This is a genomic window from Paraburkholderia sp. SECH2, from assembly GCF_030464795.1.
Classification (GTDB): Bacteria; Pseudomonadota; Gammaproteobacteria; order Burkholderiales; family Burkholderiaceae; genus Paraburkholderia; species Paraburkholderia aspalathi.
The window spans coordinates 251,670-265,812 of record NZ_JALPRH010000008.1; the positions used below are offsets into that span (position 1 = coordinate 251,670).

At 62.4% G+C, this 14,143-nt stretch carries 11 protein-coding genes; 4 read left to right on the forward strand and 7 right to left on the reverse strand.

Features of this window, described 5'->3' with window-relative positions; all coding sequences use genetic code 11:
* Nucleotides 1–360 precede the first annotated feature (360 nt).
* Nucleotides 361–1,023 (reverse strand): HugZ family protein, encoded by a 663-nt coding sequence (locus M0D66_RS16870; RefSeq protein ID WP_200651910.1) that lies wholly within the window; start codon nucleotides 1,021–1,023, stop codon nucleotides 361–363.
* A gap of 125 nt (nucleotides 1,024–1,148) precedes the next feature.
* Between M0D66_RS16870 and M0D66_RS16875 the strand changes: the two genes are divergently transcribed.
* Entirely contained in the window at nucleotides 1,149–2,360 is a 1,212-nt protein-coding gene (locus M0D66_RS16875; RefSeq protein WP_266211052.1) for an MFS transporter, read from the forward strand.
* 257 nt (nucleotides 2,361–2,617) lie between these two features.
* Nucleotides 2,618–4,198, forward strand: coding sequence for a collagen-like triple helix repeat-containing protein (locus M0D66_RS16880; protein WP_266211053.1), 1,581 nt, complete (start codon nucleotides 2,618–2,620; stop codon nucleotides 4,196–4,198).
* Between the two features lie 91 nt (nucleotides 4,199–4,289).
* On the opposite strand, the gene M0D66_RS16885 is transcribed toward M0D66_RS16880, so the two are convergent.
* The 3 genes from M0D66_RS16885 to M0D66_RS16895 form a co-directional block, all read right to left on the reverse strand.
* Entirely contained in the window at nucleotides 4,290–5,306 is a 1,017-nt protein-coding gene (locus M0D66_RS16885) for a cupin-like domain-containing protein (protein ID WP_266211054.1), read from the reverse strand.
* A 141-nt stretch (nucleotides 5,307–5,447) separates the two neighbouring features.
* On the reverse strand, nucleotides 5,448–6,593 hold the full coding sequence (locus M0D66_RS16890; protein WP_093644851.1) for a branched-chain amino acid ABC transporter substrate-binding protein: 1,146 nt from the start codon (nucleotides 6,591–6,593) through the stop codon (nucleotides 5,448–5,450).
* 432 nt (nucleotides 6,594–7,025) lie between these two features.
* On the reverse strand, nucleotides 7,026–8,129 hold the full coding sequence (locus tag M0D66_RS16895) for a nitronate monooxygenase family protein (protein WP_266211055.1): 1,104 nt from the start codon (nucleotides 8,127–8,129) through the stop codon (nucleotides 7,026–7,028).
* A 274-nt stretch (nucleotides 8,130–8,403) separates the two neighbouring features.
* Between M0D66_RS16895 and M0D66_RS16900 the strand changes: the two genes are divergently transcribed.
* Both M0D66_RS16900 and M0D66_RS16905 read left to right on the forward strand, forming a co-directional pair.
* The gene (locus M0D66_RS16900) at nucleotides 8,404–9,102 is read left to right on the forward strand and encodes a dienelactone hydrolase family protein (RefSeq protein ID WP_093644855.1); all 699 of its coding nucleotides are present in this window, start codon (nucleotides 8,404–8,406) and stop codon (nucleotides 9,100–9,102) included.
* A gap of 232 nt (nucleotides 9,103–9,334) precedes the next feature.
* Nucleotides 9,335–10,855, forward strand: a complete 1,521-nt coding sequence (locus M0D66_RS16905; protein ID WP_266211056.1) for an amidase — start codon at nucleotides 9,335–9,337, stop codon at nucleotides 10,853–10,855.
* A 27-nt stretch (nucleotides 10,856–10,882) separates the two neighbouring features.
* Here M0D66_RS16905 and M0D66_RS16910 read toward each other — a convergent pair whose 3' ends face one another.
* The 3 genes from M0D66_RS16910 to M0D66_RS16920 all read right to left on the reverse strand — a co-directional run bounded on the left by M0D66_RS16910 (nucleotide 10,883) and on the right by M0D66_RS16920 (nucleotide 14,079).
* Nucleotides 10,883–12,175, reverse strand: coding sequence for an MFS transporter (locus M0D66_RS16910; RefSeq protein ID WP_266211057.1), 1,293 nt, complete (start codon nucleotides 12,173–12,175; stop codon nucleotides 10,883–10,885).
* Between the two features lie 275 nt (nucleotides 12,176–12,450).
* Nucleotides 12,451–12,762, reverse strand: coding sequence for a high-potential iron-sulfur protein (locus M0D66_RS16915; RefSeq protein WP_054037945.1), 312 nt, complete (start codon nucleotides 12,760–12,762; stop codon nucleotides 12,451–12,453).
* A 210-nt stretch (nucleotides 12,763–12,972) separates the two neighbouring features.
* The gene (locus M0D66_RS16920) at nucleotides 12,973–14,079 is read right to left on the reverse strand and encodes an NAD(P)/FAD-dependent oxidoreductase (protein ID WP_093644861.1); all 1,107 of its coding nucleotides are present in this window, start codon (nucleotides 14,077–14,079) and stop codon (nucleotides 12,973–12,975) included.
* Nucleotides 14,080–14,143: the final 64 nt, after the last annotated feature.

The following is a 14,143-nucleotide window of genomic DNA, read 5'->3' on the forward strand; positions in this document are numbered from 1 at the left end:
CTTAAGCCGGCTTGCCCTTTGAAGTGATCATGCCTCGGAATTTGATGGCGAGATTAACACAAAATAGAAAAACTACAAAAGCGGCGCCGTAAAATTAATCTCAATTCGTTTCAAAAAATTTCACGCCGACGCGGTGTTACGCGGACCCTTTCAAATAGGTAATTTTCGCATTCCGCTGAAAAACAGCTTCGCACATCAGACATTAATGAATTAACTATCAAAAAATGAAATTTAAGATAAGGAAATTGTCCCAACATTTCATGCGATGAAAGCTTTAACATGAAACGTCGGAACATATTACGAGCCACGCTCTCCCTTGTTATTGCGGCATGAGTGTTTTCCCCAAACAGCAATCGAAACTTAATTAGCGTGGCGCTGGATGCAATCTTCGAGCGCCGCATGCAAGGTTTCGGTATTGCGTTTCGCATCGTCGAAGACAAAACGGGTACGCACGCCGTCCAGCTTCAGATCAGCGCCATAGCGATCGACGCCGAGCAATTGAACTCCACTGGCGCCCTGGGAATGAGCGGCGAAATATTCGATCAGCGCGTTTTCTTCGTCGAAGCCGAGTGGCGGCAGTGGATCGAGGTCGGCGCCGGCGAGCCAGCCCATCGCGCCGAAGCCGCCGATGTAGCGCAGCCGTTCGAGCTTCATCGCCCAGAACGTGAAATCGCCGAGAACCAGGTACCGTTCGGCGTCCGGGTGATAGCGCAGATAGCGCTGTACGACTTCGGGGGTCGAGTCGACCGGTTCGAACGTGCCGAGCAAGGTGACGCGCTGGCCGCTCAGCACGTCGCCGTCCGGTGCATCGACGACCAGAAAGCCGGCGCGCGGGTCAGCGTGCAGGTTGTGCGTATGCTCGGCGAGCCGGCTCACGAGGATCGTCGGACGATGCTGCGGGTCCGGCGCGAACGGTAACACCGAAGGATAAGGAAAACCTTCCGGCTGACGCGCGTGTGTAGCGAGCGTACCGATAGCGGCGATATGAAGCAGATGCAGCGGAGCGTGAGCGGGAATGTTCAAGTGCGCGTTCCTCGATGGCCAGGCTTCGGATCAATTCGCTCCAAGCATAAGACAGCGCGCTTCGTTAGAATCGGAAATTCGCTTTCAACGCGCTTTCTCGCGCGTTCTCCCTCCTTGAGATTTCCGTGTCCGACCGCTCCTCCGAATTCGTCACCCTCCCCGCTGCTCATCGCGATCTCTCCGGCACCGCGCGGCAGCGCGCCCGTGTCGCCACGATGGCGTTGTTCTTCATCGCCGGCATGATGTACGCGTCGTGGGGGGTGCACGTGCCGACAGTGCGCGACCGCTTCCATCTGAACGCGGCGATGCTCTCGTACGCACTGCTGGCTCTCGCCGGTGGCTCGATCGGCGCCATGGCGGCGAATGCGTCCTGGATTGCGCGGGTCGGTACGCGCCGGGCCTGTTTGACGGGCGGTCTGGTGATGTCGGCATGTGCGGCGCTGATCCTGATCGTGCCGGCTTACTGGATGTTGCTGATCGTGCTGGCCGTCTTCGGCGCGGGCATGGCCACGCTCGACGTCGCGATGAACGCGGAAGCCAGCGCTGTGGAGAAAGCGCTCGGCCGGCCGATCATGTCGGCGCTGCACGGCATGTTCAGCGTCGGCGGGATGGCCGGCGCAGCGGTAGGCGGTCTCCTGTTGTCGCGTGGCATGGCGCCGGCTGTGCATCTCACGCTTGCCGCGGCGATCAGCGCGCTGGTGCTGATTGCAGCCTGTCCTTCCGTACTGCCGCACGTACCCCACGCCGACCATCCCGACGCCGCCACGCCGCGCGCCAACCGCTGGCGCTCGCCGGCCTTATGGGCGCTCGGCGTCATGGCGCTGGTCGCGCTGATCGCCGAAGGGGCGATGTACGACTGGGCGACCGTCTACATGCGCGACGTCGTGCTATCAACGCCGGCCCTCGCGAGCGCCGCCTACGCGGCGTTTTCGGGCGGCATGGCAGCGGCGCGGTTCGCCGGCGACGCCGTGCGCGCCCGCTTCGGCGCGCCGCAACTGGTGATGGCGAGCGCGTCGCTGGCCTGCGCGGGGATGATTGGCGCACTGCTGCTGCCGAATCCGGTCGTCGCCCTCGTCGGCTTCACGCTGATGGGTCTCGGCCTCGCTAACATGATGCCCGTGCTGTTTGCGGCAGCGGCGAGCGTCAAAGGCATTCACGCGGCCGAAGGACTCGCGCATGTCGCCGGGCTGGCGTACTTCGGGCTGCTGCTCGGACCGGTAATCATCGGCGCGGTGACGCAGGCGACCAACCTGCCGATCGGGTTGTCAGTGGTGGCCGTGTGTTCGGCTCTGATCGCGGTCGCCGGTCCGAAGGTGCTGCGGCGTTTGAAGATCTGACGCAGACGCGCGCTGCTGTTGCATCGGCGGGCGTCACGCGATATGAAAACCGGCGTTCTTACGTTACGTTACGCGAGGCCTACACGCTGATGTGTTCCCCGCCACATCGGTGACATCGGAACCTTCCCCGCTTCGCGCGCAGGCTCGCAACCTATTGATCTGTATGATTTTATTCTCTGCATTGAGCATGCAAACATAAATGGCATAGGCCTTGCAGTTAGCTCCCCAGCAATTTTCAAATTACGGGGGAGCAGACCATGAATCGCAATTTCAAACTGTCGGCGATCGCCATGTGCGTGACGTCGATGATCTTACTGACCGGATGCGGAAGCACGTTGGTCAGACCTGGCGTCTCGAGCGGATCGGGTAGTGGTTCCGGCAGCGGCTCGGGGAACGGAGGCGGAACGCCTACGCCCACACCGACTCCGACGCCCACACCGACGCCGACGCCGACGCCGACGCCTACACCTACGCCCACGCCCACGCCAACTCCGACGCCCACGCCAACCAGCGCCAATCCGATCGGCGTCGTCGTCCAGAACACCGGCAACGTGGTGACCGCGACCGGCCAAACCGTGTCTGCGATCGGCAACCAGATCGGCCTCACGCCGATCCCCGGCTCGAACCCGGCCACCTCGACCGCGCTCGGCAACGTCGTCTCGAATCTCGGCGCCGGTGTCACCGCAGTCGGCACGGGTGCAGTGAACGGCCTCGGCCAGCTCGGCAATTCCACCGATCCGCTCGGTACAACGCTGGCGAGCAGCGGCGGCCTGGTTTATAACGCCGGCCAGGCCGTCAACAGCGCCGGCCAGCTCGTGACGAGTCTCGGCAGCGGTCCCACCGCACCGCTCAGTCCGCTGACCACGCCGCTCGGCAGCACGGTCTCGACGCTCGGTATTGCTGTCAGCGGCCTTGGCACGCAACTGACCTCGCAGCTGACGAACGGTCCGATCCAGCAAGTGACGCAGACCGTCAGCACCGCGATCACGCCGATCACCGCCACGCTCGCGCAAACGACTCAAACCGTCGGCGATACGACCGGACTCGGCGCACCACTGAACGGTTTGCTGTCGACCATCGGTCACGGCCTCGACACCGCGGGCAGCCAGGTCAGCAACGCGACCAACAACCCGATCGGTCAGAACCTCGGCAATGTCGTGACCAAGCTTGGCGACACGGTCACGTCCGCCGGCGGCCTGCTGACCGCAGGCAGCACGAGCAGCGGCAACCCGCTGGGCGGCCTCACCGGCATCCTGAATCCGGGCGGAAGCGGCGGCACGACGGGCAATCCGCTGGCGCCGTTGACCAGCATTCTCACCGCGTTGCCCAGCACCTTGAGCGGCGGCCTGACCGGCGGCAGCGGTTCGGGCAGCCCGCTTGCGCCGATTACCAGCGTCCTTAGCACGGTGACCGGCAGTCTCGGTGGCCTCGGCGGCAGTTCAGGCAGCAGCCCGCTGGCACCGCTGACCAGCGTCCTCAGCACGGTGACCGGCAGTCTCGGCGGCCTCGGCGGTAGCTCAGGCAGCAGCCCGCTGGCACCGCTGACCGGTGTGCTGAACTCGGTCACGGGCGCATTGAGCGGCGCGACCGGTGGCAGCGGCGGCAGCGGCGGCAGCAGCCCGCTGGCACCGGTGACGTCGGCGGTGTCGTCGCTGACAGGCGCGCTCGGGTCGGCCGCGGGTTCGGGCGGCACGGGCAGCACCAGCAACCCGCTTGCGCCGATCACTGGTCTGCTGGGCACTGTCACCGGCGCATTGACCGGTTCGGGGACTTCGACCGGCGGCACCACGGGCGGCGGCTTGCTCGGCGGTCTGGGTGGCCTGACGAGCAAGAAGTAACGAATACGAATAACGACAGTCAATAAAGACGCGAAAAAAACAAGCGTCGAAGGGGGAGCGGCGAGCCGGGTCAACCGGCTCGCCGTTTTTTTCACAGTTCGTGATACGTAACGTAGTCGCGCGAGAAGTCGTTACGCTGCAGAAAGTTGGTGAACGTCATCGTCACCGATGCATCGAGTCCTTCCACGTAATGCCACCAGCCGATCGGCAAAAACAGCAATTCGCCGGGTTCGAGCGTGAATTCCATCAAATGCGCATTGCGCATCGACGGGAAACGCTCGTAGTCGATCGCCCCGCCGTCCACCTCCGAATAACAATGCAGCATGTTCGCCATATGCGGTGTATCGGACAACGGCACCAGCTTGATCTGTTTGCGGCCGATCACCTGCGCCATGAAGTTATTGGTCAGATCATGGTGAAACGGCGTCTTCGTTCCCGCCGGCCCCATCCAGAAAAAACCCGTATCGGGCGACTCGGCGTCGAGATATTCGCGGATAGCCGGCACGTCTGGCCATAACGCCGCGAGGGCCGCGCGATTGTGCGAGGTGTTATTGGCGGTCATGTAGAAATCGTTAGTCGGGCCGCTGCGTTCGACGAGATCGACATAATCGGCAAAGCGCATCATGCGCTTGAGCTTCGGCTGATTGATTTCGTAATTTGAATCCGACTCGCGGCCGAACTGCACTTCGACTTCACACTCGCCACACCGCTCGCGAAAGTAGTCGAAACTCCACTGCGTGCGCGCCGGCCAGAAATCGAAAGCGCCGGTGATGATGACCGGCCGGTTCTGAAAGTAGTACTGCTCAAAGAACTCGTCACGCGATAAGCGCTCGCGCCGCTCGATCAAACCGCTTCCGGCGCGCATACGATTGAGCGTGCCGTACACCGACAATATCCATTCGCGCTTGCGCAAACGATTGCGCAAACGCACGGCACCCTCAAAGTAAGGATTCGCGAGCGCCGTCTCGATTTCGCGCGCGGCTTCGGCCGGGTCGAAACCATGTCCGACCAGCGCACCGTGCAGCGCGGGCGGCGGTGCGTCGAGCAGCAGATTCTCGGCAATCCAGCGGCGCCAGCCGTTGTCGATCGAACGGATCTCAGTGGTCACGGCATTCTCCCAAACGATGTTCCCAAACTCGTTAGCCTCGCACGCAAACGCTCAAAAGAAAAGGCACGCGAGCCTTGCGGCGCGCGTGCCTTTTAACTGCTTGACCGAAGACAAACAAAGCTGTCTTCGGTCATGCGGCTCTTACATCTTCACTACGTCGAGCAGCGTCTTCTTGCCTGCCTTGTAGTTGTACAGCGAGATCACGCCGTGTTGAAGGTCGCCCTTCGAGTCGAACGTGGTTTCGCCGATCACACCCTTGTAGTCGGTCGCCGGCATTGCTGCCAGGATCTTCGCCGGATCGGTCGAGTTCGCACGCTTCATAGCGTCGACGATGATGTACACAGCGTCATACGTGAACGGAGCGTAGATCTGGATCGGCTGACCGAAACGCTTCTGATACTTGGCGAGGAACGCTGCGCCGCCAGCCATCTTCTCGAGCGCCATACCGGCTTCCGAGCAGACGATGTTGTCGGTTGCGTCGCCAGCCAGGTCCGACAGCTTGTCGGTACACACGCCGTCGCCTGCCAGCACCTTCGCACGCAGGCCGAGCTGCTTGGCTTGCTTGGCGAACGGGCCGCCGGTTGCGTCCATACCGCCGTACATGATCGCGTCCGGGTTTTCGCCCTTGATCTTCGTCAGAATCGCGCGGAAGTCGACAGCCTTGTCGTTCGTCGCGTCATGCGACATCACGTTCAGGCCCAGCGACTTGGCGGTCTTTTCGAATTCGTTGGCGAGACCTTGACCGTAAGCGGTCGAGTCGTCGACGATCGCGACGCTCTTCACTTTCAGACCCTTGGCTGCGTAGTTAGCCAGTGCCGGACCTTGTTGCGCATCGGTCGCCACGACGCGGTACGTCGTCTTGAAACCTTGTTGCGTGTAGGCCGGGTTCGTTGCCGACGGCGAGATCTGCACGATGCCAGCGTCGCTATAGATCTTCGAAGCCGGGATCGACGTGCCCGAGTTCAAGTGGCCGACCACTGCGACGACCTTATCGTCAACCAGCTTCTGCGCAACTTGCGTAGCCGTACGCGGGTCAGCTGCGTCGTCTTGTGCGTCGAGTTGCAGCGTGACTTTCTGGCCGCCGATCGTCAGGCCCTTGGCGTTGATTTCTTCAACAGCCAGACGCGCGCCGTTTTCGTTGTCTTTACCCAGGTGAGCGATACCGCCGGTCAACGGTGCAACGTGGCCGATCTTGACGACCTCGTCCGCCACCGCGCCCGTAGCCAATGACGCAAACAACATGGCCGCAGCGCTGATCGGCAAAAGCTTTTGAATCTTGATGTTCATGTAAGTCTCCAGTTTCGGTCCCAAAAACAACGTAATCGCCCTGTGCCCCCGCTTCCCTACACGTGTCGCTCAGTCCCGTGGACGACCACGCCGGTTGCATCGTTCATGCACTTGGCCAGCACGTTCACCGGACTGTTTGTGGCAGACGGCAAACCGTACTTGCGCGCAAGTGTAGGCCATCAAATTAAATTGTGGGACTTTTTTGAGGAAGTGGGATGAACACTAATAGCGTTTATCCAACAAGAGCCGATTCCGGCTGGAAAGACAGGCCGGAGAGCACCAGCCCATGCGGGTTTCCGCTAGGTACGCCTATCGTCTAACAGCACGGCCTAAAGCTTTTCGCGTGTTAAACCGTTAATGTTTCGAATAGGCTTTTTGCGTAAAAACAAAGCGCGCCGCAGTTGCCGCGACGCGCGTCTGAGCCATGCCGAATCAACGCTCGAGCGCACCGATCCGTGCTGCCACAGCATGCCATTCCTGCTCGAGTTGCCCAACCAGTTCGGCAGCGCCAAGGCCTTCCCGGCGCTTGCGGCCAAGCGGGGCGCCCTGGCCTGACCATAGAGACAGATAGTCGCCGTTATCCGCGCGGCTCGCGGTTTGCCGCAACTCCTGCGTCAAGGCGTTTTGCACCGGATAAGGCGCGACCTTATGCGCCGACTCGCTTAAGCGCTGCATCAGCGGATTGCGTATGCCGCGCGCATGGCGGCCGGTGATCGCGCGCGTCACGGAGGTCGATGTATCCGACATCGAGCGCACTCGGGTTTTCCATGCCTGCGGTATCGCACTCTCCAGACAAGTGAGGAACGCTGTACCCATCACCGCCGCTTGCGCGCCGAGCGCGAGTGCGGCGACGATGCCGCGTCCGTCCATGATGCCGCCCGCGGCCAGCACTGGCAGGCCGGTCGCATCGACGAGTTGCGGCACGAGCGCCATCGTGCCGACCAGCGCCTCCTCGAATGCGCCGATGAAGGTGCCGCGATGCGCGCCCGCCTCCGCGCCTTGCGCGGCGATTGCATCTGCGCCCGCGTCGCGCCAGGCGACACCCTCGGCAACATGCGTCGCGGTGCCTATTACATATAGGCCGTTTGCATGCAGACGGGCGACGTCCGCGGCTGAGAGCAATCCGAATGTGAAACTCGCCACCGGCACGCGCAATTCAATCAGCGTTTCCAGTTGCGCGCGGAAATCCGGCGCATAGCGTTCGAGCGGTTGACCCGGCGGCAAACCGAGGTCCGTGCGTAATGGATCGATGGCTTCGAGCGCGCGGCGCACGGTGGCTTCGTCCGGCGCGGCCGGCTCCAGTACAAACAGATTCACGCCGAAGGGGCGATCCGTCAGCGCGCGAATCGCCGCAACCTCGCTCGCGATTTTCTCGGGCGACAGTGCCGCCGCCGCGAGGAAGCCGAGACCGCCGGCATTCGATACCGCCGCCACCATCGCAGGCGTCGTCGCGCCGCCGGCCATCGGTGCCTGCACGACCGGCACCCGCAACTCGAAACGTGCCGCAAACGGCGTCACAAAACTGCCTTCATTCATGATCGATTCTCTCTCCGGCAAAGCGCTCGTCGCATCGACGAGCCAGGACTTTCGACTCTACCGAGCCATGCGCGCGCGGAGAAATGAATTATCGAGAATGTTTCAATCGCCTTACGAGATCATCGCCGTGCGGCGGGCGTTGTCAGGCCGCGCGCAGCCTCACTGCAAGCCGTTTCTTTTGATGGCAAACTGACCGCCCGTCTCAGGCATTCAGGCCTCGGGCATTCATTCAGACCGACCCTGCGCATCAACGCACGAGTAAATGGAGAGCAATATGAGCACGACTTCCCGCTGGATCGACATTCCCGCCGGCAACGACAGTTTCGGCGGCTATCTGGCACTGCCCAAAGGCGGCAAGGGACCGGCCGTCATCATCATTCAGGAAATCTTCGGCGTGAACAGCCATATCCGCTCGGTCGCGGATCAGTACGCGCAAGACGGCTACGTCGCGCTCGCACCGGACATTTTCTGGCGCGTGCAGCCGCGCGTCGAATTGACGTATGACGGCGCGGATCGCGAGAAAGGCATCGAGCTGATGCAGAAGACCAATGTCGACCAGGCGGTGGCCGACATCGGCGCAGCCGCCGCGGCGCTGCGCGCGATGCCGGAAGTGACCGGCAAGATTGCGGCGATCGGCTTCTGCTTCGGCGGCCAGCTCGCGTATCTGGCAGCTGCGCAAGGCACGCTCGACGGCGCGGTGGCGTACTACGGCGGCGGCATCCAGAACAAGCTCGATCAGGCCGCGAAGATCAAAGTGCCGATGCAATTCCACTACGGCGAACTCGACGCGCATATTCCGCTGTCGGCTGTCGGCCAGATTCAGGAGCGCTTCGCCGGCCGTGCCGATGCGGAATTCAATATTTATCCGAATGCCGATCACGGCTTCAACTGCTCGGACCGCGCATCGTATAACCAGCCCGCAGCAGCGCTCGCGCATGGCCGCACGCTGACGTTCCTCGGTGAGCGGTTGTAACTTCGCGGCTTTAACTCACGTTGTAACCGGCGCCTGTCACTCACGGCTTTGATCGGCGCCTATAACTCGCACCTGTACCTGGGTTACTCTCTCGAAGACGACGTGCCATCGGCGCGTCGTCTTCTTCCATGCGCGCCGATGAACCAGGAACAGCCTAACGTCCAGCCAGGCCGTTCATCACGCGCATAGGCAACCGGCAGATTCAACACTCGATAGCGAGGGTCCCTCCGTCGTGCAATCAGACTATCTCGCCCATGACGCCATCGGCCTCGCCGAACTGATTCGAAGCCGCGAAGCAAGCGCGCGCGAGTTGCTGGACATCGCGATTTCCCGCACCGAGGCCGTTAATCCCGCAATCAATGCGATTGTCCTGAAGGACTACGACGCCGCGCGTCAGCGTGCCTCGCGTGATGATGCGAATCGAGCGAATGGCGCGAACCAAACCAATGACGGAAGCACCCAAGCAGCGCTCGCAGGCGTGCCCTATCTGATCAAGGATCTGGGCGCAGCGGTCGCCGGGCTGCGCATGTCGATGGGCAGCCGTCACTACCGCCATTTCATTCCTACCGAGGACGCACCGGTCGTCGCGCTGGCAAAGGCGGCCGGCCTCAACATCTTCGCCAAGACCAGCACCTCCGAACTCGGCCAGATGCCTTATACGGAGCCCGAATTGTTCGGCGCATGCCGCAATCCGTGGAATCTCGACCACACGCCTGGCGGCTCGAGCGGCGGTGCAGCCGCGGCGGTCGCCGCGGGCATCGTGCCGCTCGCACATGCATCGGATGGCGGCGGCTCGATCCGCATTCCCGCTTCGTGTTGCGGACTGTTCGGCCTCAAGCCTTCCCGCGGACGTGTGCCACGCGCGACACCGACTCCCGCCGTCGGTGAACTCGGCATCGATCACGCGGTATCGCGCAGCGTGCGTGACAGCGCGTTGCTGCTCGATCTGCTGGGCGGCAACGCGGACAGACCGCTCGGCGCACCGGGCACTTTCCTTGGCGCGAGCCGCGAGCCATGCAAGCCGCTGAACATTGCCTACGTCACCGATTCGATGCTGGCGCCCTCACTTTCCGCCGATTCGCGCGCCGCACTCGAAGACGCCGCGCAACTCGCCAGTTCGCTCGGCCATAACATCGAACCGGTGTCGCTCGGCATCGATTTCGCGTCAGTCCGCCATGCGTTCCTGATGCTCTGGTCCGTGACAGCGGAAGAGATGGTGCTGCACGCCGATCGCATCACCGGCCGCAAGCCGCAGCGCGACGAATTCGAAATCTCGACGTGGGCAATGGCGCACGTCGGCCGCAAACTCGGCGAGCGCGGCTTGCCTAGCGCGCTCGAAGAACAGCGTCGCATCACAGAACGTCTCACCGATTTGCTGAGCCGCTACGACGTGCTTCTGTGCGCGACGCTCGCCGGCGCACCGATCAAGATCGGCGAAATGCACCCCACCCCCGCGGAGCGCATGCAGATGCGCGCCGTCACGACGATGCCGCTCGAAGCCCTGATGAAGAAGCTGCTGACCGAAGCGTCGAACAAGGCGTTCGCGTGGGCGGGATGCACGGAGTTGTTCAATCTGAGCGGACAACCGGCGATGTCCGTGCCGCTCTACTGGAACGCGCGCGGGCTGCCTATCGGTGTGCAGTTCGCCACGCGCGTCGGCGGCGAAGCAACGCTGCTGCGACTGGCCGCGCAACTCGAAGCAGCGCGGCCGTGGTTCGACAAACGGCCGCCGTTGATACCGGCGCGCAGCTAGACGAGCGGGCGTCGGAGGACTAAACCCTCAAGCCGGTTTGCGCCGCGCGTCGAGATCCGCGTGACGCTTGCCGGGAATGCACGCCACTGCCACGATCGACAACGCCAATCCGCCCATCACGTAATAAGTCGGCGCGAGCGGCGAACCCGTAGTGTTGATGAGCCACGTCACGACGAACGGCCCGAAGCCGCCGAACAGCATCACCGCGACGTTGTACGCGAGCGATAAGCCGATCGAGCGCACGTTCGCCGGAAACAGTTCGGCGATCAACGCGCCGAACGGCCCGTAGTATCCGGAGAGCGCAATCGACAGTAGCGCCTGCACGAGAATCAGTTTGGACACGCTCGGCTCCGCCGCGAGCCACGCAAACAGCGGATAGATGATCACGAGCGTCAGCACCAGCGACCACAGAGAAAGCCCCTTGCGTCCGATCCTGTCCGACCATGCACCCGTCAACGGTGAGAGCACGGTGAGCAGCAGATTGCCGACGATCACCGCGTTAAAAGATTGCGCATAAGGCAGCTTTAGTTGCTTGACCGCGAAGGTCGGCAGATAGCTGATCAACACGTAGATCGTCACGGTGAGCGCGATCACCGCGCCGAGTCCGCACAGCACGTCGCGGCTATGGCTCCTGAACACTTCGCCGAGCGTTGCGCGCCGGGCCGTCTTTTGCGCAAGCAGAAAAGCTTCCGAATCGGAGAGATGCCGGCGGATATAAAAGCCGATCGGCCCGATGATCAAGCCCAGAATGAACGGCACGCGCCAACCCCATGACTTCAGCGCCTCGGGCGAAAGGCCGTGCGTGATCAACGCGCCAACCACGGCACCGAGCAGAAGCGCCGCCGCCTGGCTCGCCATCTGCCAGCTGCCGTAGAAGCCGCGCTTCGAGAACGGCGCCGCCTCGATCAGCAAGGCCGTAGAACTGCCGAATTCACCACCGGCGGAAAAGCCCTGCAGCAAACGCCCGAGCACGATCATCAAAGGCGCACCGATGCCGATCGCCGAATACGGCGGGGCAATCGCCAGCAGCAGAATGCCGAGCGTCATTAGCGCAATGACGAGCGATAGCGCCGCCTTACGTCCCGCGCGATCCGCGTAAAGTCCGAGCACGATGCCACCGATCGGCCGCATGACGAATGCGACGCCGAAGGTTGCGGTAGTCAGCAGCATCGACGAATAGTCGTTTCCTGCCGGAAAGAACAATTGGGCGATCACCACCGTGAGGAAACCGAACACGGTGAAGTCGTACCATTCGAGTGCGTTGCCGATCACAGCCGCCACGACGGCGCGCGTGTTGAGGCTCCGTGACGCTGGTGCCATTCGAATCTCCAGCCTGCGAAAAATGTCGCGTGGTACGGCGTCTCAGCGTAGATGTGCTTCAGCGTGCGCGAGTGCACCCTGGCGCGAGCAGGAAAAAATAATGCCCGCCGCAGCAATCGCCTTGGAGTGTAAAGAGCGCGCAAGCTGTTTTCAAGCAACAAAAAGGCGTCTGTCGCGCAGGGCGGCAGACGCCTCGATGATCGGACCGCAGTCCGGCGCCGCAATGTTGCGGCGCACTTACCGTGACACTGAATGCGTGTGCGGTTGAAACGGAATCAGGCCTTCTTGTTATATGCGCTGCACCAACCCTTGCTCGCGACTTGCTTGCCCGCGAACATCGGGCAGCCGGCGTAGGCGTCGGTCGGCTTGCCTTGGTAGAAGCTGCAGTTGCCGCAGTCCTGGCCCGCTGCGTATTTCGCGAACTTGGCCTTGTCGACTTTGCTCGCGTCAGCCTTGTAGCCGAGCGCTTGTGCGGTCGGGTCGGTCTCGGCGACCTGCGGTGCGTCGGCGAAAGCCTGGCGCGACAGGGCGAACGTGGATGCCACACCAATGCTGGTGATCAAAAACGTACGACGGGAAGATTTCATGGGGGACTCACTCCATTTATATTGAACTGATCGCCGTTCTGATGACAGCGGTCCCCAAGGATAGCAATGAAGCCGTCGCGCGTGACAGCCCAAATGATAGAGATAACCGAATTGGTACTACTCCGCGCGCACGTTACGCACTCGGAATGCCGGTTGATCGCATGAAGTGGGCAGCAGGGTGTCGGGATGAGAACGTGAGGGGTGCGACAATTAAGCGCGCCCGCTCAGTTCACAGACACGCTGAGCGATCGCGAGCGACGCCGTCAATCCAGGCGACTCAATCCCGAACAGATTGACGAGCCCGCGCACGCCATGCGCGGCCGGACCTTGAATCACGAAATCGGCGGCGGGCTCGCCTGGCCCGGAAAGCTTCGGACGAATCCCCGCATAAGCGGGCTGCAACGCATCGTCGGGAAGCGCGGGCCAGTACGCGCGAATCGCCGCGTAAAAGGAATCCGCACGATGCGGATCGACGTCGTAATTAATCGCATCGACCCATTCGACGTCCGGACCGAAACGCGCCTGGCCACCGAGATCAATGGTCAGATGCACGCCGAGGCCGGCTTCGTTCGGCATCGGATAGATCAGACGGCTGAACGGCGCGCGCCCCGAGATGCTGAAGTAGTTGCCGCGCGCAAGATAGAGCGGCGGCACATGCCGCGCGTCGAGTCCGCGAATCGTGCGCGCCAGCGCATTTGCGTACAAGCCGGCGCTGTTGATCACGCAGGCGGCGCTGATCGTGGTCGGCGCGGCGCCGCCCACCTTGATGATGAAGCGGCCGTTACTCGCTTCGATCGCCTTGACCGGTGCATGGAACGCACACACCGCGCCGTCGCGCTCGGCGTCGCCCTGAATCGCCAGCATCAACTGGTGACTATCGACGATGCCCGTCTGCGGCGAGAACACCGCTTCCACACATTCGAGCGCAGGTTCGAGCGCTTGCGCCTGGTCGCCGTTGATTCGCATCAGGTCGAGCACGCCGTTTTCACGGCCCTTCGCCATGATGCTTTCGAGCTGAGGAATCTGATTGCGCGAGGTGGCGACCAGCAGTTTGCCGCAACGCGAATGCGGCACGTTGTGCTCGACGCAGTAGTCGTAGAGCATCTCGCGGCCGCGCACACAAAGCGCCGCTTTCAACGAACCGCGTGGATAGTAGATCCCCGCGTGAATCACTTCGCTATTGCGCGAGCTGGTGCCCACGCCAATCGCTTCGGCCGCTTCCAGCACGATCACCTCGCGCCCGCGCGCCGCCAATGCGCGCGCCACGGCAAGACCGACGACGCCAGCGCCGATCACTACACATTCGATCTGATCCATGTCCCTTGACGCGGCTAACCTCGCCGCGCGCTGCCTCGTTCACCCGATATTCATGAAGACAGGG

Excerpts from the sequence above, each read along its gene's own strand:
- M0D66_RS16880 (WP_266211053.1), top strand. The coding sequence starts at position 2,618 with ATGAATCGCAATTTCAAACTGTCGGCGATCGCCATGTGCGTGACGTCG.
- M0D66_RS16890 (WP_093644851.1), bottom strand. The coding sequence starts at position 6,593 with ATGAACATCAAGATTCAAAAGCTTTTGCCGATCAGCGCTGCGGCCATG.
- M0D66_RS16920 (WP_093644861.1), bottom strand. The coding sequence starts at position 14,079 with ATGGATCAGATCGAATGTGTAGTGATCGGCGCTGGCGTCGTCGGTCTT.
- M0D66_RS16900 (WP_093644855.1), top strand. The coding sequence starts at position 8,404 with ATGAGCACGACTTCCCGCTGGATCGACATTCCCGCCGGCAACGACAGT.
- M0D66_RS16915 (WP_054037945.1), bottom strand. The coding sequence starts at position 12,762 with ATGAAATCTTCCCGTCGTACGTTTTTGATCACCAGCATTGGTGTGGCA.
- M0D66_RS16910 (WP_266211057.1), bottom strand. The coding sequence starts at position 12,175 with ATGGCACCAGCGTCACGGAGCCTCAACACGCGCGCCGTCGTGGCGGCT.
- M0D66_RS16895 (WP_266211055.1), bottom strand. The coding sequence starts at position 8,129 with ATGAATGAAGGCAGTTTTGTGACGCCGTTTGCGGCACGTTTCGAGTTG.